General features: G+C 38.1%; 18 protein-coding genes and 2 tRNA genes. 12 read left to right on the top strand and 8 right to left on the bottom strand.

The window, feature by feature from the left end; all coding sequences use genetic code 11:
* Positions 1-52 precede the first annotated feature (52 nt).
* The 10 genes from HGJ18_RS04885 to rplI all read left to right on the top strand — a co-directional run bounded on the left by HGJ18_RS04885 (position 53) and on the right by rplI (position 8,692).
* On the top strand, positions 53-589 hold the full coding sequence (locus HGJ18_RS04885) for an adenine phosphoribosyltransferase (protein WP_253697969.1): 537 nt from the start codon (positions 53-55) through the stop codon (positions 587-589).
* A gap of 144 nt (positions 590-733) precedes the next feature.
* A complete protein-coding gene (locus tag HGJ18_RS04880; protein WP_253697968.1) occupies positions 734-2,503 on the top strand; it encodes a V-type ATP synthase subunit A in 1,770 nt (589 codons plus the stop codon).
* A gap of 1 nt (position 2,504) precedes the next feature.
* Entirely contained in the window at positions 2,505-3,800 is a 1,296-nt protein-coding gene (locus HGJ18_RS04875; protein WP_253697967.1) for a V-type ATP synthase subunit B, read from the top strand.
* Positions 3,801-3,810: 10 nt separating this feature from the next.
* Complete coding sequence (locus HGJ18_RS04870) at positions 3,811-4,425, top strand: V-type ATP synthase subunit D (protein ID WP_253697966.1); 615 nt, start codon at positions 3,811-3,813, stop codon at positions 4,423-4,425.
* A complete protein-coding gene (locus HGJ18_RS04865) occupies positions 4,422-6,284 on the top strand; it encodes a V-type ATPase 116kDa subunit family protein (RefSeq protein WP_253697965.1) in 1,863 nt (620 codons plus the stop codon). Before HGJ18_RS04870 ends, HGJ18_RS04865 begins: the two co-directional genes overlap by 4 nt.
* Positions 6,285-6,299: 15 nt before the next feature.
* A complete protein-coding gene (locus HGJ18_RS04860) occupies positions 6,300-6,722 on the top strand; it encodes an ATP synthase subunit C-like protein (protein WP_002669353.1) in 423 nt (140 codons plus the stop codon).
* A gap of 143 nt (positions 6,723-6,865) precedes the next feature.
* Positions 6,866-7,147: a 30S ribosomal protein S6 gene (rpsF, locus tag HGJ18_RS04855; RefSeq protein WP_002669351.1), complete on the top strand. Its 282-nt coding sequence runs from the start codon at positions 6,866-6,868 to the stop codon at positions 7,145-7,147.
* A 12-nt stretch (positions 7,148-7,159) separates the two neighbouring features.
* Complete coding sequence (gene ssb, locus HGJ18_RS04850) at positions 7,160-7,666, top strand: single-stranded DNA-binding protein (protein WP_002669349.1); 507 nt, start codon at positions 7,160-7,162, stop codon at positions 7,664-7,666.
* A 40-nt stretch (positions 7,667-7,706) separates the two neighbouring features.
* A complete protein-coding gene (gene rpsR, locus HGJ18_RS04845; RefSeq protein ID WP_080641254.1) occupies positions 7,707-7,976 on the top strand; it encodes a 30S ribosomal protein S18 in 270 nt (89 codons plus the stop codon).
* Positions 7,977-8,107: 131 nt separating this feature from the next.
* Entirely contained in the window at positions 8,108-8,692 is a 585-nt protein-coding gene (gene rplI / locus HGJ18_RS04840) for a 50S ribosomal protein L9 (RefSeq protein ID WP_253697964.1), read from the top strand.
* Positions 8,693-9,159: 467 nt separating this feature from the next.
* Here the strand turns inward: rplI and clpX are convergent, their stop codons facing one another.
* From clpX to HGJ18_RS04815, 5 genes are all read right to left on the bottom strand, one after another.
* Entirely contained in the window at positions 9,160-10,407 is a 1,248-nt protein-coding gene (gene clpX, locus HGJ18_RS04835) for an ATP-dependent Clp protease ATP-binding subunit ClpX (RefSeq protein ID WP_253697963.1), read from the bottom strand.
* Positions 10,400-10,993 carry an ATP-dependent Clp endopeptidase proteolytic subunit ClpP gene (gene clpP / locus HGJ18_RS04830; RefSeq protein ID WP_253697962.1) on the bottom strand — a complete coding sequence of 198 codons (594 nt, stop codon included), beginning with the start codon at positions 10,991-10,993 and terminating at the stop codon, positions 10,400-10,402. Before clpP ends, clpX begins: the two co-directional genes overlap by 8 nt.
* 24 nt (positions 10,994-11,017) lie before the next feature.
* Complete coding sequence (tig, locus tag HGJ18_RS04825) at positions 11,018-12,373, bottom strand: trigger factor (RefSeq protein WP_253697961.1); 1,356 nt, start codon at positions 12,371-12,373, stop codon at positions 11,018-11,020.
* Between the two features lie 86 nt (positions 12,374-12,459).
* Positions 12,460-12,531 (bottom strand) — tRNA-Gly (locus HGJ18_RS04820).
* A gap of 32 nt (positions 12,532-12,563) precedes the next feature.
* Positions 12,564-12,643: transfer RNA gene (locus tag HGJ18_RS04815), tRNA-Leu, on the bottom strand.
* 229 nt (positions 12,644-12,872) lie between these two features.
* Between HGJ18_RS04815 and HGJ18_RS04810 the strand changes: the two genes are divergently transcribed.
* The gene (locus HGJ18_RS04810) at positions 12,873-13,421 is read left to right on the top strand and encodes a MarR family transcriptional regulator (RefSeq protein WP_253697960.1); all 549 of its coding nucleotides are present in this window, start codon (positions 12,873-12,875) and stop codon (positions 13,419-13,421) included.
* A 64-nt stretch (positions 13,422-13,485) separates the two neighbouring features.
* On the opposite strand, the gene HGJ18_RS04805 is transcribed toward HGJ18_RS04810, so the two are convergent.
* Both HGJ18_RS04805 and HGJ18_RS04800 read right to left on the bottom strand, forming a co-directional pair.
* Positions 13,486-14,679 carry a cystalysin gene (locus HGJ18_RS04805; RefSeq protein ID WP_253697959.1) on the bottom strand — a complete coding sequence of 398 codons (1,194 nt, stop codon included), beginning with the start codon at positions 14,677-14,679 and terminating at the stop codon, positions 13,486-13,488.
* An 8-nt stretch (positions 14,680-14,687) separates the two neighbouring features.
* Positions 14,688-16,064, bottom strand: coding sequence for an APC family permease (locus tag HGJ18_RS04800; RefSeq protein ID WP_253697958.1), 1,377 nt, complete (start codon positions 16,062-16,064; stop codon positions 14,688-14,690).
* A 220-nt stretch (positions 16,065-16,284) separates the two neighbouring features.
* On the opposite strand from HGJ18_RS04800, the gene HGJ18_RS04795 reads away from it, so the two are divergent.
* Positions 16,285-17,343: an S-methyl-5-thioribose-1-phosphate isomerase gene (locus HGJ18_RS04795; RefSeq protein WP_253697957.1), complete on the top strand. Its 1,059-nt coding sequence runs from the start codon at positions 16,285-16,287 to the stop codon at positions 17,341-17,343.
* Here the strand turns inward: HGJ18_RS04795 and HGJ18_RS04790 are convergent.
* On the bottom strand, positions 17,333-18,235 hold the full coding sequence (locus HGJ18_RS04790; RefSeq protein ID WP_253697956.1) for a hypothetical protein: 903 nt from the start codon (positions 18,233-18,235) through the stop codon (positions 17,333-17,335). The genes HGJ18_RS04795 and HGJ18_RS04790 overlap by 11 nt on opposite strands.
* Between the last annotated feature and the right edge of the window lie 125 nt (positions 18,236-18,360).

The raw sequence follows: 18,360 nt of genomic DNA, 5'->3' as shown, positions 1-18,360 counted from the left end.
AAATAATATCTTCCTATTGACCATTGCAAAAATAAGGTGTAGACTGTTCATCATGAAAGATAAAATAATAGATGCAGCCATAAGGCGTGTTCCGGACTTCCCTAAAAAGGGAATCCTTTTTTATGATATTACCGGTATTTTGGTTAATCCGGAAGTTTTTAGCTATTGCCTTGATAAGATGACGGAAATGTACAAGGATAAAGAGATAGATGCTGTTGCCGCCATTGAGGCCAGGGGCTTTATATTTGCTGCCCCCTTTGCCTATAAAATGGGAATACCTCTTATTTTAATCAGAAAGAAAGGAAAACTCCCCGGAGAAACTTATTCTGCCTCTTATGCCCTTGAGTATGGGCAAGCCTCTGTTGAGGTTCATAAAACCGATGTAGTAAAAGGTCAAAACGTCCTTCTTTTAGACGACCTTATTGCCACAGGAGGAACTTTAAATGCAGCCCGGAGTATTTTAGAAGAGGGCGGGGCAAAAGTTGTAGGTTTTTGCGGAGTTGTAGGTTTACCCTTTTTAAATTATAGCAAGGTTCTCGGGGATTTGCCTGTAAAGACTCTCATAGAATATGACAGCGAAAAAATTTAATTCTATTTTTAAGATTTTTGATTTTTTTTTCTTGCATATTTTTCATTTATATGATAAAATCTAAAAGTTACTTTGTGTTTTTTTTACAAAGTAACTTTTATAATTAGGATTTATGCTTTATTATACAGTATTTGGAGTTATGATATGACTAAAACAAAAGGAAAAGTAGTCGGTATTAACGGTAACATGATAAGCGTTGCTTTTGAAGGCTTGGTTACCCTTAACGAGGTAGGCTATGTTGAGGTTGGTTCAAAAAAACTAAAAAGCGAGGTAATCCGTATCAGGGGGGAAGTAGCTCAGCTTCAAGTATTTGAAATTACAAAGGGAATAAAGGTCGGCGATATCGTAGAGTTTACTGGAGATCTTCTTTCGGTAGAGTTGGGCCCCGGTCTTTTAGGCCAAGTTTATGACGGGCTGCAAAATCCCTTGCCTGAGCTTGCTGAACAAGCCGGTTATTTTTTGGAAAGAGGTATCTACTTAAGTGCCCTTTCCCGCACGGCAAAATGGCACTTTACTCCCTCTGCTAAAGAAGGAGACACATTAAAGCGTGCAGACTTGCTGGGAACCGTACCTGAAGGCAGTTTTACCCACCGTATCATGATTCCTTTTAACATGTATGGAACTTATAAATTAAAATCTATAAAATCTGAAGGCGATTATACAGTAGACGATACAATAGCAGAGGTTACAGACGAAAGAGGAAACGTAATACCTCTTACCATGAGTTTTAAGTGGCCTGTAAAACGTGCAATCGACTGTTATGCAGAGCGCTTAAAGCCGACGGAAACCTTGGTTACAAAGATGAGAACAATGGATACATTTTTCCCCGTTGCCAAGGGCGGAACCTATTGTATTCCCGGTCCATTCGGTGCAGGAAAAACCGTTTTACAGCATGCTACCAGCCGAAATGCCGATGTCGACATCGTTATTATTGCAGCCTGCGGCGAGCGAGCCGGTGAAGTTGTAGAAACTCTTACAGAATTTCCTGAGCTTAAAGACCCCAAAACGGGCCGAACCCTCATGGAGCGAACCATAATTATCTGTAATACGTCTTCAATGCCTGTTGCAGCCCGTGAAGCTTCGGTTTATACAGGCGTAACTCTCGCGGAATACTATCGCCAAATGGGATTGGACGTTCTTCTTCTTGCAGACTCTACCAGCCGATGGGCTCAGGCTCTTCGAGAAATGTCGGGCCGCTTGGAAGAAATACCCGGTGAAGAAGCTTTCCCTGCCTATCTCGAATCCTACATCGCCGCCTTCTACGAAAGAGCCGGTATTGTCCGCCTAAGCGACGGTTCAAAGGGTTCCGTTACAATCGGAGGAACCGTATCTCCTGCGGGCGGTAACTTTGAAGAGCCCGTAACTCAGGCCACGCTAAAGGTAGTAGGAGCCTTCCACGGCCTTTCACGAGAAAGGTCCGATGCCAGAAAGTATCCGGCAATTCATCCCCTCGATTCTTGGTCAAAATATCCCAGCGTTCTTCCTTTAGAACAAGTCAAATACGGAAGAAGCTTTTTACGCCGCGGAACCGAGGTTGAGCAGATGATGAAGGTTGTAGGTGAAGAAGGAACAAGTATAGAAGACTTTATCATTTACTTAAAAGGCGACTTACTCGATGCCGTTTACTTACAGCAAAACTCCTTTGATAAGGTAGACGACGCAGTTTCGGTTGAGCGCCAACAGCACATATATAATATTTTGATTGAAATTTTGGGTACTTCATTTAAATTTGTTTCAAAGGATGAAGCCCGCTCTTATTTCAGCAAACTTAAACTTATGTTCATCGACTATAACTACTCGCCTTGGGGCTCGGATGCATTTAAATCCCATGAAGACGGAATTAAAAAGCACATCGCCGAAAAAGCGGATAGCTTAGACGAAAGAGCTAAAAAATTATTGAAGCAGGCGGTGTAAGATGAAAAAGGTATATAGTAAAATAGAATCTATTAACGGTTCGGTTATTACGGTTAAGGCCGACGGCGTATCATACGGAGAATTGGCTGAAGTTCAAACCCGTTTCGGAGCCTCCCTTGCAGAAGTTAATAAGCTTGACGGAGACTTGGTTTCATTACAGGTTTTTGCAGGAGGCCGAGGTGTTTCAACCGGAGATGAGATACGCTTTTTAGGCAAGGAAATGCAGGTAAGCTATTCCGAAGACTTGCTCGGCCGTATTTTTAACGGTTCAGGCGATCCGCGGGATTCAGGCCCTGCTTTAAAGGATAACATGATTCCCATAGGCGGCCCTTCGGTAAACCCCTCAAAGCGTATTCTTGCAAACAGAATGATTAGAACCGGTATTCCGATGATTGACGTATTTAATACCCTTGTTGTTTCTCAAAAGCTGCCCATATTTTCAAGTTCCGGTGAGCCTTATAACGAACTTTTAGCCCGAATAGCCATGCAGGCCGAGGTTGACGTAATTATCTTGGGCGGAATGGGCTTAAAATATGACGATTATCTTTATTTTAAGGATACCCTTGAAGAAGCCGGTGCTTTGAGCCGCACTGCCATGTTCGTTCATACGGCAGCAGATCCAACGGTTGAGTGCCTTATGATTCCGGATATGTGTCTTGCAGTTGCAGAAAAATTTGCCATTGCGGGCAAGAACGTATTGGTTCTTTTAACAGATATGACAAACTTTGCAGATGCAATGAAAGAAATAGCCATTATTCAGGAACAGGTTCCTTCAAACCGAGGTTATCCCGGAGACCTTTACAGTCAGCTTGCTGCCCGCTATGAAAAGGCTGTAGACTTTGCCGACGCAGGTTCCGTTACGGTCTTGGCCGTTACAACAATGCCCGGAGATGACGTAACGCATCCCGTTCCGGATAACACCGGTTATATTACCGAAGGTCAGTTCTATCTTAAAAACGGACGAATCGAGCCCTTCGGAAGTCTTTCACGATTAAAGCAAAACGTAAACGGTAAGACCAGGGATGACCACCGTGCATTGATGGACAATATGATTAAGCTCTATGCCTCATATAAAGACACCTTGGAAAAGAAGTCCATGGGCTTTATGATGAGCGAATGGGACGAAAAGCTCCTAAAATATGGTGCAAAATTCGAATCGGGAATGATGGACTTGTCCGTAAACATTCCGCTTGAAGATGCCCTAAATCTAGGCTGGAAAATTCTTGCCGAATGCTTTACCCGTGAAGAAACAGGTATTAAATCCGAGTTGGTAAATAAGTACTGGCCGGCAAACTAAAGGGTAGGCTATGGCAATAAAACTGACAAAAAATGAGCTGAAGAATCAAAAAGAATCTTTAAAAATGTACAGAAGATACTTGCCGACTCTTCAACTCAAAAAACAGCAGCTTCAAACCGAAATCCGCACCATCGAAGCCAGGGCTAAAGAAGTAAGGCTTCACAGAGATGCCCTTCATCGCGAATTCGAAGACTGGGTAGCGGTATTCGGCGAGCAAAATGTTTTTCAGCCCTCGATGGTTAAGATAAAAGAGCTTTTAACTTCAACCGGAAATATTGCCGGAGTGAGTATTCCTGTTTTTTCAGGTGCGGAATTTGAACGCTCTAAATATGATCTTTATAAGACTCCTCTTTGGGTTGATACGGCTGCCGAAAAATTGCAGGAAGTTTTGAGCTTAGACCTTGAGGCAAAGGTGCTTGACGAGCAAGTCCGCCTATTGAATTCGGAGCTTAGAACGACCACTCAGCGCGTAAACCTCTTTGAAAAGGTTAAGATACCCGCAACTAGGGCAAACATAAAGAAGATTACGGTTTATTTGGGAGATCAGCAGGTTGCAGCTGTTGTTCGCGGTAAGATTTCAAAAAAGAACCTTGAAAAGGTTCATCATAAGGATGAAGCTCTATGATTGTACCAATGAAAAAAGTAACTCTTTTAGTCTTAAAAAAAGAGCAGCGTCATGCCTTAAAAGATTTAAGAAAATTAGGGCTTTTACATATTGAAGACCGTCCTGCAAACGGTACTTTAATAAACGAGCTAAGATCCGAAAAAAACGATATAACTCTTGCTATGAGCCTTTTAACGGAATATCTTCCCAAAAAAGAGAAAAAAGGAGTAACGCCTCCCTCTCTTTTAAGCGAAGAAGATACCCTTACCTTTGTAGATTCCGTCCTGTCCCTAACTGCTTCTTATAAGAGCAATATGGAAGAATCTGCAAGGCTTTCAGGCGAAATAGCCTCTTATGCCGAGTGGGGAGAAATAAATACTGCCGATTTTAATTTCTTGGAAGAAAAAGGTATCTATCTTTTTCCTGCAACTACCTCATTAAAAACTTATTCTTCCCTTTCCGAAGATATTAAGACTATTTTAGTGGGTAAGGGGAAAACGGGGGTAAGGTTTTTAATCTGGAGCGAAACAAATGCTCTTCCGGCTGACTTGCCTCATGATATTATTCCTTTAAAACTGCCTGAAACTTCCGTTAAGGCTTTAAAAGAAAAACTTAAGAGTTTAATGGCTAAGATTTCTTCTTACAAGCAGGAAATGACAAAGATGTCTGCCTACTTAAACTCTCTCCGTGCCTTGGATGAAATTGTTACCAAGAAGCTTCAATTTGAGATTGTGCATGATGGTATGCAGACAATAGATTTCGGAAATCAAGATGATGAAGAGAGAGTTCAATTAGTTTGGCTTACAGGTTATATTCCATGCGAAGATGAAGCAAAACTTTCTTCCCTCGCAAAGGAAAAGTCTTGGGCCTATATTTCTCAAGATCCTGAAGAAGAAGATCCTGTACCTACAAAGATAAAGCGTAATAAGATTGTAAATCTGATTGCTCCCTTAATCGACTTTTTGGGTACGGTTCCCGGTTATACTGAGCCGGATATCTCTCTTTGGTTCCTGCTCTTTTTCGGAATTTTCTTTGCAATGATATTCGGGGATGCCGGTTACGGTGCCGTTTTGTTCTTGATTTCAATTATCTTGATATTAAAAACAAAGGCAAAAAAACAAAAAGTGCCTACGGCTTTTTATATGTTCGGCTATTTGGGTCTTATGACCGTTATCTGGGGTACCTTGGTTTGTAACTGGTTTGGTATGTCTGCCGAAATTGTACCGCCTTTTCTTAAAAACTTGGCTGTACCTGCGATTGCAAACTTTACCCCTGAGGATGTACGCAATCAAAACCAGATTTTGCTTTGCTTTACTCTAGGCTTAACCCAGCTGATGATAGCCCATGTAGTAAGCTTATTTAGGAACATTAAGTCCCCTAAATTTCTTGCCGATGTAGGTTCTCTTTCGATGCTTGGCGGAATGTATTTTGTGGTTTTAAACCTTGTTGTAGATTCCCAAAAGTATGCAATAAATAATGCCGTTCTCCTTGCAATAGGTGCGGGTTTTGCTTTAAACTTTATCTTTGCAAACTATTCTAAAGGAATAGGGCAGGCTATTGTTGAAAGCTTAAAAAACATTATCAATATGCTTTTGGGTGTAGTAAACGTATTTGCAGATATTATGAGCTACATAAGACTTTGGGCTGTAGGTCTTGCCGGAGGCGCTATAAGTGCAACCGTAAACGAGATGGCCGGCCCTGCCTTAGGAGGCTTTATAATCTTTGCAGGTGTCTTACTTTTATTGTTCGGACACGGTCTTAACTATATTATGAACGTGCTTTCCGTTATAGTCCACGGTGTTCGGTTGAATACCTTGGAATTCTCTAATCATGTAGGCTTGACTTGGTCGGGCTTTAAATATGAACCCTTTAACGAATAAATTTGGAGGAAGGATATGACTTTTGGTTTTTTTGGTGCTGCTGCTGCGTTGGGTATTTCAGCTATCGGTTCTGCAATCGGTCTTGCAATTGCAGGTCAGTCAACAATCGGTGCATGGAAGCGCTGTTATTTAAATAACAAGCCCGCTCCCTTCAGTTTGGTCGCCTTTGCAGGCGCTCCTCTTACGCAGACTCTTTACGGTTTCTTGCTTATGAACAGGATGCTTACATCATCCCAGAGCGATTGGTTCTTATTGGGCTTAGGCCTTGTTTGCGGTGTTTCTATCGCAGCATCTGCTATTGCTCAAGGTAAGGCTTCTGCTTCAGGTTCCGATGCTATGGCTGAAACAGGAAAGGGCTTTGTACAGTACATTACTATCGTAGGTCTTTGCGAAACCGTTGCTCTTTTCGTAATGGTCTTCGGCATGATGAAATGCTAAAGCCTACAGTATGCGGCATGATGAAATGCTAGACTTTAGCAGGTTTTAGCCGGGTATTGACTAAGATAGTATTTTTTGATATTCTATGAAAACTCCGGCTCGCAGAAAATGCGGGCCTCAGAAATGTGTCCATAGGAGGGAACATGAGAAACTATGAACTTATGACGGTTTTTCCGGTTGAAGAGGATCTCTATAAACCGGGAATAGATGCTCTACATTCAATTCTGGCGGATTTCGGTGTTCAGATCAAGTCTGAAGAGCCTTTCGGCGATCGGGATTTAGCTTATGAAATCAAAAAGAAGACAAAGGGACGTTATGTTCTTTTCAACATTGAAGCAGATCCTGCAAAAATGATTGAATTGGACAAGCGTTTTAAGCTGATCACTCAGATGTTGACCTATCTTTTTGTCCGTTTAGAGGACTAAAAAGGAGACTTTATGGCAGATATAAACCATGTAGTATTGGTAGGCCGCTTAACTAGAGATGCTGAGCTTAAATATACGTCTTCCGGTATTGCGGTTTGTAATTTTGCTATAGCTGTCAACAGAAGACGAAAAACAGGCGATGACTGGAGCGAAGAAGCAAGTTTTTTTGACGTGGTTCTTTGGGGCCGGCAGGGTGAAGCCCTAAACCAGTACCTTGTAAAAGGTAAACAGGTTGCTATTGACGGAGAGCTTAGGCAAAACCGTTGGGAGCAAGACGGGCAAACCCGCAGCAAGGTTGAAATTGTAGCTAACAATATTCAGCTTGTCGGCGGCTCGGCAGGTCAGGGAGGACAGTCACAGGCTGCACCCCAGCGCCAAGGATCATATCAGGGCGGTGGAAATAATTCGTATAATGATGGAAATCAGGCACCTTCTGCTTATCAAAGAAGACAGGAGCCTTCTTATGATGATTACCAGCCGGATATGGGAAATTCAGATTTGGATAATATTCCATTTTAAGGAGATTTAAATGTCGGACGAAACAATGAATGATGTAGACATGGAAGCTAACATGCAGGAAAATATTCGCGAAGGCGAAGACAAAAGAAAGGGTAGGTCTTTTTACCGCAAAAAGGTTTGCCGCTTTTGTGCACAAAAGTTAAAGATCGATTATAAAGAACCGGATGCCTTACGCCGCTTTATAACCGAGAGAGGTAAAATTCTTCCCAGAAGAATTACCGGAACTTGTGCAAAACACCAGCGAAAACTTGCCGTTGAAATTAAGCGTGCAAGAGCTGTTGCATTGCTTCCTTTCGTTATGAACGAATAGAAATTTTAATGTAAGCATCTGCCTAAGGCTTCATAGCGTTAGGGGTTTTGCTTACATTAAAAATTAGACTATGTCAAAAAGCCCTTTCCGACTCCCGGAATTGGGCGGATATTTTTTTTAGGAGCTTGTATATGAAGGTTATTTTAAATGAAGATGTTAAGTATCTTGGAGAAGAAGGAGATATTAAGAATGTAGCCAAGGGATATGCCCGAAACTACCTCTTCCCCAGAAACTTAGCTGTTCCTTGTAATGAGTTTACTCTGGCTCATTTTGAATCACGCAAAGAAGAAATTGAAGCTAAAAAGGCTGCAAAACGCCAAGATGCTGCAGGTCTTAAAGAAAGACTTGAGGCTCTTTCAATTAAGATTCTTATGCCTGCAGGACCTAACGGAAAGCTTTACGGTGCCGTTACAACTCAAACTCTTTTTGATGAACTGCAAAAACTTAATTTCGATATTGAAAGAAAACGTATCGAAATCCCAGGCCAAACAGTTAAGAGCACAGGCGTACATAAGGCCCTTGTAAAGCTTTATGAAAATACCTCTGCAGAGATTTCTTTTACCGTTGAGGCTCAGATTGCTGAAGAAAAGACTGTTAAACCTTCCGAGAAAAAAGGACGAAAACCTCGCAGGGACGAAGAAGCTTCTGATGAACAAGTTTTAGCAGAAGAAAATTCAGTTACTGAAGAAGTTCAGAATTCGGAATCTGAAAACTAAGACTTTATAAATATGCGGATATTTTATCCGCATATTTAAATTTTAATCCTTATGGATAGTAAAGATATACAACCCCAGCCCAGATATAAACGTTTTACTATTCGCTTTTTAGACCGCTCAATAAGATTTTTGAGTGCTTCTATCTTTGCTTTTATTATTTTTTATATTTTAAGCAGTTCCCAAGATTTTTTAGATTCCAGCCTGTTTATAATCTTAAATGTATTGATGAGTCTTTGTGTCTTACTTATAATTTTTACTTTTGCAGCAATTGCCGTTAGAATTTTTTTTATGATATGTTATAAAGAGATTAATATTATAAAATTCATTACAGATATATTTTTATTGTTTTTATCGATAATATTGGCTGTTCTTTTTTCTTTTCTCGTAGTAGTTGCAAAGGGAAACGTATAAAAAAAGACTGCCGCAAGGTTTTCCTTGGGACAGTCTCATTAATATTTTGATAAGTTTTAAGCGGTTTTTTCGTCGAGAAGTTTTATCTTCGGTTTTGACGAAGAGTTTACTATCATTTTTTTATTTATTATCAGCTCTTTTCTACCCTTTATGGAAGGGGCTTCAAACATTGCATCCAGCATTAGCTTTTCGACAATGGAACGTAAACCCCTTGCTCCCGTATTTTGGTCTATAGCCTGCTGAGCAATGGCTGTAATAGCATCTTTGTCAAAGTGAAGATCGACATTATCAAGTTTAAAGGTTGCCTGAAACTGCTTTATGATGGCATTTTTGGGTTCAACCAATATACGTGTTAAGTCTTCCTTTGTAAGCTCATTTAAGGCTACCTTTATCGGGATTCTTCCTATCAGCTCAGGGATAAGCCCGAATTTTACCAAATCATCGGGTGAAACCTGATCATACAACTCGGTAAGATTTTTTTCGCTCAGCTTTTTTACCTCGGCACCGAAGCCTATAGGCTTTGTAGAGATACGGGCTTCCACTATCTTATCCAAACCCACAAAGGCCCCTCCGCAGATAAATAGGATATTTGTTGTATCTATTTTAAGCATGTCCTGATTCGGATGCTTTCTTCCGCCCTGCGGGGGAACTGAGGCTGAGGTTCCTTCTATTATTTTTAAAAGAGCTTGTTGAACGCCTTCGCCCGATACATCTCGGGTAATGGAAACATTTTCGCTCTTTCTGGAAATCTTATCTATTTCATCGATAAAGATGATACCCATTTCGGCTTCTTTTATATCTCCGTTTGCATTTTGGATAAGCTTAAGAAGGATATTTTCTACGTCTTCGCCTACGTAGCCTGCTTCGGTCAAGGTTGTTGCATCGGCGATGGCAAAGGGAACCTGCATTTTTTGTGCAAGGGTTTTTGCTAAAAGAGTTTTACCTGACCCTGTAGGACCCAGCAAAAGGACATTTGACTTTTCTATGACTACGTCATTCTCTAAAGGAGGATTCATTATCCGCTTATAATGGTTATAAACGGCTACAGATAGAACCCTCTTTGCCTGTTCTTGACCTATTACATATTCGTCAAGATACTCTTTTAGTTCTTGAGGGGTTGGAATGGGGCCTGAACGGTCAACAGGTTTGACAGTCTTATATGATTTTATATAGCTTCCGCAAAGATCTACACATCTATCGCAGATGGCGATACCTCCGGGACCCGGAACTACAAAGCGTTCAGCACTTTCAGGTTTATTACAAAAAGAGCATATTAAAGCCCCGCCCATTCTATTTCTAGCCATCTTTTCTCCTATTCATAACGGTATCGATAATACCGTAGGCCAAGGCTTCTTCGGCCGACATAAAAAAATCTCTTTCCATATCGGCTGCAACCTGTTTTTCCGTTTTGCCGGTATTTTCTGCAAAGTATTTGATGGTAAGTTTTTTTAATCTTACAATTTCTTTGGCTTGGATATTGATATCTACGGCCTGTCCTTGAACTCCGCCCCATGGTTGGTGAATCATAACACGGGATGAGGGGAGGGCATAACGTTTATTTTTTGCTCCTCCGGCCAAAAGGACTGCTCCCATACTTGCACATTGGCCCAAACAAATTGTTTGTACATCGGGACGAATGTGCTGCATAGTATCATAAATTGCAAGGCCTGCCGTTACAGAACCTCCGGGACTGTTTATATAAAGGCTGATATCCTTGTCGGGATTTTGAGCTTCTAAAAATAAAAGCTGGGCTACAATCAAATCGGCAGACATATCGTTTATTTCTCCGTCTACAAAGATAATCCTATCCTTTAAAAGACGCGAGAAAATATCATAGCTGCGTTCTCCGTTTCCGGTTTGTTCAATTACATAAGGTACAAGTGTACTCATTTTTTTTCCTTAAAACAGCAAAATTTAATCTTTTAAAAGTTCTTCAAAGGTAAGCTTTTTGCCTTTTTTGATTGTCGATTTTTCATAAAGAGCTTTAAAAAGTTTTTCTTCTTTTAAGCCTTCGCTTAAATATTCTTTTTCGCGAGGGTTGGAATAATATTTTTTCAGCTCATCAAGAGCGATATCCATTCTTTCGGATAAGCGGATATATTCGGCTTCAATCTCGTCATCGCTTACTTCAATATTTTTTTCCTTAAGAAGGGTTTCAATTAAAACTCTTTCTTTTAATGTCTTCTCGGAATCTTCTCTCCAGCCTTCTAAAAGACTTGCTTTTGATTGCGGGCCTTTACCGAACATTTTTTCAAGTTCTTCAGGTGTAGTTCTAAATTGATTAGCCATCATCATCCATCTGGATTCAAGTTCTGCTCTTACCATGGATTCGGGAAGATCTATTGTATGCTCCTTAACCATTTGTTCGGTTAAAGCATTTTTTTGTAAAGATTTGATTTTTTCTTCTACACTTATTTCAAACTTCTTCTTGATATCGGCCTTCAGTTCATCCAAGCTCTTATACTTTTCGTTTATGTCTTGAGCAAAGTCATCATCAAGTGCCGGTAAATCTTTGTATTTAAGGGCTGTAAGAGTTACCTTTATTTTCTTTGTTTTTCCGGCAAGGTCCTTGTTTGAATCGTCCTCGGGGAAGGTCTTGGTTATTTCTTTAGATTCACCTTTTTTCATGCCGATTATATCATCATCAATCTTATAGATATTTAGACCTGAACCTATTGTAAATACAAAGTCTTGTCTTTCAGTGCCTGAAATAGTTTTTCCTTCATCGTCAAGTTCGCAATAATCGATTGTTGCAATGTGATCTTTTGCGGCTGAAGTTCCTTCTTTGCAGGCTGTAACGAGGGCATTCCTTTCTTGAAGTCTTTCAAGTTCTTTTTTTATGTCGTCATCGGAGACGCTTGCTTCCGGCACTTCGATAGTAAAGCCTTCGGTTTTTTTAATTTCTACCTTGGGGAAGACATCATAGTGGACCGTAAAAGAAAAGTCTTCATCAACTTTTAATTCGGGTTTTTCGTTTAGTTCGGGATAAGAGTAGGGGAGAGGTCTTTCATATTCATCAAGAGATTCAAAGATTTCTTTTAAGGAATCTTCAATTAGGTCTCCTGCAAGGTCTCCCTTGATAGCATCGCCGTATTTTGTTTCAAGTACGGATACGGGAACCTTTCCTTTTCTAAATCCCGGTATTTGAAGCTCTTTTGAATATTTGTTGAGCAATTTTTTATAGCTTTCTTGAACATCAGCCTTTTTTATTTTTACTGAAAGTTCCGCATGTGATTTTTCTTTAAGAGTTACATTCTTTTCGTAGTCCATTTTTCCTTCCTTAGAGTTGATTTTAAGACAGCCCTTTATATAAAAGGGTATAAAAAAAAGCGATCCGTTCACCGAATCGCTTTAGAAGCGGGAAACGAGGATTGAACTCGCGACATCCACCTTGGCAAGGTGGCGCTCTACCACTGAGCTATTCCCGCAATTCTACTCCACTTTTTGTTTTGTGGAATTGTGCGAGAGGAGGGACTTGAACCCTCACGCCGAAGCACTAGATCCTAAGTCTAGCGTGTCTGCCAATTCCACCACTCTCGCTTAACAGTGAGCGTGTGTATAATATACATAAACCCAAAAAATGTCAAGTATTGCAATTTTATGAGCAAGTCATCAAAAAATCTTGCTCACGTGGAGGAGTATATGCTTTTTTTATATTTTTGTCAATAGTTTGAGATAAAAATGTCTAAATAATTGACAATTTTTTTTAAAATGTCTATCTTGTAAAGGTGTATTACTAAATTTTAACCAGATTGTTCGGGAGTTTTAAATGTTGAATGATATTTATAAAAAAGAAATAATTAATGCATGGGTAGAAGACAATGAGCCTATAGATTTGATCGAAAAACGGTATAAAAATATAAGCAATATTGTTGATAGAATGTATGATTTTGTGTTGTCATTTTCTTATTATTATACTGTAAGAAGGGATTATGGTACGGGTAAGAAATATACAATGATTGAAATGCATATTTTGACCGATATTTATGATAATGAAAATATAACGGTTTCAGCCCTAGCAAAAAAATGGAATAGAACATCAAGCGCAATTTCTCAAATTGTACATAGGCTTATAAAATGGGGCTTGGTTTATAAGAAAGTGAACGAAGCTGACGGTAAAGTCTTTTTTTTACATACTACGGAAAAAGCAAAAGAAACGGTTTTAAAGCATAAAGCTTATGACAATAGAGATAATATCAAGACAAGAAAAAAACTTCTCGAAGCTTTTACCGTTGATGAAATGGTAGCTTTTGATAAAATTTTAAAAACTTATACCGATATTCTTGAAAAGAATAACAGCAAAAATAAGCCTTTATAAAAGACCTCCCCACATTTTATATATAAAATATGAGGAGGAATTTTACCGGCAGTAAATTTTATTTTTAATGCCGTTTTTTAAGGTCTTTTAAGGCCTTATTTAGTCTTTCTAAACTTTCTTGAATAACAGATGATGGAGCTGCCAAGTTGATTCTTTCAAATCCTATACCTCCGTCTCCAAAAATATAGCCTTCATCAAAAAATATTTGAGCTTTGTGAATCATAAATTCTTCCATAGCCTTATGATCCATTTTCAAAGCTCTAAAATCTATCCATTGTAAATAGGTACCTTCAATAAGAGGAGCTTTTATTTCGGGGTGATTTACTTCAAAAAAATCTTTTACAATTCTTTGATTTTTGTCTATTACCTTTATGCAGTCATCCAGCCATTTTCCGCATTCTTTATAGCAAATTTCGCAAGCCTTATATCCGAGTGTAGTAAATGGCATTCCGCTTGTAATATCCCGAGACTTTGTAAACCTTTCCCTGATATCCGGATTTTTAATTATTATATTGCTCATGCCCATTCCTGCAATATTAAATGTTTTAGACGGAGCAGTAAAAGTAATCGTTTTATCGGCAAGTTGCTCATCAATAGATTGGAACACTGTGTGCTCATAACCGGGCATAATTAAGTCAAAGTGAATTTCATCTGACCATAGCATAAGATCGGATTTTAAAACTATATCCTTTATTTTTTGAAGTTCATCTTTTTTCCAAACCCTGCCTACAGGATTGTGCGGCGAGCAAAAGAGCAAAGCCTTATTGTTTTTATCCTTGGATAATTTTTCTAGTTTTTCAAAATCGATTGTATAATATCCGTCTTTTTCCAATAATTCACATTCTATGATTTTACGCTCTTGATTTTTTATAGCCATAAAGAAAGGATAATAAACGGGGGTGATGATAATGACTCCTTCTCCAGGTTTTGTAAATTCCCTAACGGCATTGAACACTGCAGGAACGACTCCGGCAGTATTTATTATCCAGTCAGTTTCAATATCCCATTGATGTCTATCCTTCATCCATTTTTTTACGGTTTTTTTATACTCTTCAGTAGGTCCTGTATATCCTAACACTGTTTCGTCAAGATATTTTTTTAAACCTTCAATAAGTTCCGGCGGATTTTTAAATTCCATGTCTGCTACCGAAAGAGGAACCACCTCATTTCCAACCTCAGGATTTTGTGAATACATTAAGTCCCACTTAAGCGAACCTAAGTTTTTTCTTGAAATTTTTGTTGTAAAATCGTAAATCATTTTTTCTCCTATTCTTCAGTTTCAGCAAGTAAGGCATCTTCGATAATTTGCCTTTTATTTGCTTCCAATTCTTCAATTTTTACATGTTTTGATTTTAAATTGTAAATTGATAAAATCGATATGATAACCATAATCCCTATCATCAAAAGTTTTTCTTTTGTTGAAAGCATCATAAATAGGTTATAGCATACTATAGCTGCACAAAGTGCCGAAAGAATACATATGATGTCCATAAGTATTCTGGGCATATGCAATACCGATTTTTTCCATTGCTCCGGATAATCCCGTATCACCTTAATACATTTTATATTTGTATATAGATTTGTAAGCATTGCAGGTATCATTACCAGCGAAACAATAGCATCTAATTTTAAACCAAGTAAAACCGGTAAAATTGACAATATGTAATAAATACCGTAAACAGCCCATGGATAACCGGTCTGAGTTGTTTGTGTAAAAAATTTTGGGAGCCAACCTGCTTGTGCTACTTTTAGTATTGGATATCGAACCATTATTATGCCGGTAATCATAGATGTTGCTATGGCAAAAACAGCCCCTCCCATTATAAAGAGAATAAAAATTGATCTTGGGAAAATCTCGGAGGCTACAAGTGAAAGATTTTGACCTGCAACCTCGCTTATGGGAAGCACTCCTGCCGATACATAGCCCATTAAGCCATAAACAATGGCTATTGCTATTGTTACTAAGAATATGCCATAGGGTATATTTTTTTTAGGCTTAATAGTTACTGCCGATACAGAAACCGGACCCATTGTGGTTCCTTGACATGCCCATCCCATTATTGCAATACCGGCAATGATACCTTTAAAACCGCCTGTAAAAAAATTTGGATCTGTGAAATAGCCCGGTTTTACCTTAGGAACTCCAAATACAATATAAAAAATAATTGCTAGGATTAATACTAAGGTCATTATATTATTGATTGTAGAAACAAATTTTGAACCTCTTATAGTTGCTGCAAAAAACAAGGTAATAATTATTATCGCAATTAATTTTGTGTAAGGTAGAATTTGAGGAAAAACTATTCCTGCATAATTTACCATTGCAAGGCTATACATAGCAACAGAAAATCCATTAATAAATGTTATGTATCCATTTATACCTGTAAAAAAAGGATTAAACACTAGGGCTTTTTGACTATAATCACCTCCTTCAAACATAAACATTGATGATAAAAGGACATTGTAAAAATATGCTAAAAGCATAAAAATACAACCAGCCATAATTGAAACGACAATGGATTTACCTGTAGCGGCAATTCCTAAGCCTGTTAACACAAAAATCCCGGAACCTACGGCTCCGCCGAAACCAAGAGAGAAAATGTTAAATAAATTTAAATTTCTCTTTTCTTTTTTTGCTTCCATAAATTGCACTCCTTTCATTGATATTATAGTTAAGGCTATTTATTATTTACGCTATTAACTATTAAGTATATTATAAGATATCTTTTTAAAAAACGCAAGTCTTCTTTTAATTTTTTTTCTTTATTTTATACTGACAAAGTTATAAAAAATGCTTATATTATTAAGTAAATTAGTGTAGAATTTATAAATAAAACAGGAAAAATCGGTAAAATACTTAAAAATGAGAGAAGATTATAACTTAGGGTTTATTTTGCAATATGAAAATGTTGCTTGGTTTGATGAAGAATGCGGAGAGGTGCGTATTTTAGACAGGCGTATTTATCCCGAAAAAAAAGAATTTTGTATATGTAAAACATATGAAGAAGTAGCAAAGGCCATTGCCGACATGGTAACCCAAAGCGGAGGGCCTTTTGCAGCGGCTGCTATGGGGATGGCCCTTGCTGCTTATCAAGGAAAAAATCTTTCAAAAACGGCATACCTTGAGTTTATGAAAGAGGCAGCCTATGCTCTATCCCATGCCCGTCCTACCACAAGCAAGGCAATGCAGCTTATTACAGCCGAATCCTTGAGCCTCTTTGAAAATCTAATAAAAAACGGAGCATTTTCAAATGAAATTATTACCGCTCTAAAGCAGAATGCTGTAGAACAAAACAATGTCAGGTATAAAAAAAATACGGCAGCCGGTTCTTTTTTTGCCGATTTGGTTCCTGACGGATCTTCAATTTTAACCCAATGTTTTGGAGAGACTACAGTCGGCGGATATTTACGCAGGTTTAAAGAAACCGATAAAAATATAAAGGTTTTTTGTGCCGAAACCCGTCCATATTTTCAAGGAGCCCGATTGACCGCTTCCTTGGCCTATGACATGGGCTTTGACACGACCGTCATTACCGACAATATGATAGCCCTTTTAATGAGCGAAAAAAAAATTGACTTTTGTGTTTCAGCTTCTGACGTTATAAGCCTTGACGGTTCGATTATTAATAAAATAGGAACCCTTCAGATTGCTATAGCTGCAAATTACTTTGGTATTCCTTATTATGCAATAGGTTTTCCCGATAAAAATTATGTTTCTGCAAAAGAAGTAAAAATTGAATATAGAAATCCTGAAGATGTACTTTACGCTATGGGAAAAAGAACTGCAATTTTACCGGATGATTGTAAACACAAAAATAAGAGCGGTTCAATCTCAGGGATTTATCCCGCCTTTGATATAACGCCTTATGAACTTTGTTCAGGTATCATTACGGATGAGGGCTTTTTTAAGCCTAGAGTTTAAATATAAGGCTTGCTGAAACGGACTCAAAAAACAGATCTATGTTTTTTTTTGAATTGATTATTTTTTGTGTAAAATGAGCTTCATCTTTGTAATTATAATAGATTGGAGCCGTCTTCCATACTGCTTGAAGTTTTATGCGTGTTTTTTCTGAGGCTTTAAAAAAGAGCTCATTCTTTAATTCAAAAGTCCATAATTGTTCCGCCTTATTTTTAGTAAAGGGGAGGGGTTTATATAGATTTTTATGGCTTATAAGTTCAACCCTTATAGTGTTTAAGTAAAGAGGCATATTGTATTCTATCGAGTATGTTCCGGTATAACGGGCTCCGTTTCTGTTTTCACCTAAGTCATTATCAAAAAAGAAAAAATCCTCATTTGTTTGAGGAACAATGTCTTTGTAACTTATAATATGCCTTGTTTTTAAAATTAGACCTGACCATTCATTTTTTATTTTTGAGTTTAAATCAAAATAAAGTTCTAGGCCTGCATTGAGATCAATAAAGAATTTTGAAAAATATAGCGGTTTGATAACCTGTAAGTTATTGACATTTTTATTTTCGGCAAGTCCATAAAAATTTAGGCTAGGGTAGGCCCAGCCTGTACTTATCGTAGTTCCGGAGAAAAAGTTGATAAAAGGCAGATAAACTATTTTTACATTTAAACACCCCAAAATATTTGCAGGCTTCAATGAGGCCTTAAACTCCATTTCCGTATATTTTGAATCCGAATTTTCCTTGTAAGACCTTAAAAAATGCGATATAGAAATATTAAAATTTAAGGGATAGTTTAACTCTACTTCAATTTCAGTTTTTGTTTTATTTAGATCGGTATTTCCAAAAACATATGAAAAATTTATGAGAATTAAAATACAAAAACATATCTTTTTTAATTTCATACTTTATCTTTTTACAAAATAAAAAAAGCCGAAGCAGGGATATCCCGTTTACTTCGGCTTTTTTATATTACCGATTATATCGGAAACCGATTAATCTTATAACGATTAATCGTTATATCGGAAGC

It is taken from the genome of Treponema denticola (assembly GCF_024181405.1).
GTDB lineage: Bacteria > Spirochaetota > Spirochaetia > Treponematales > Treponemataceae > Treponema_B > Treponema_B denticola_D.
This window is presented reverse-complemented; position numbering and strand designations above follow the sequence as displayed.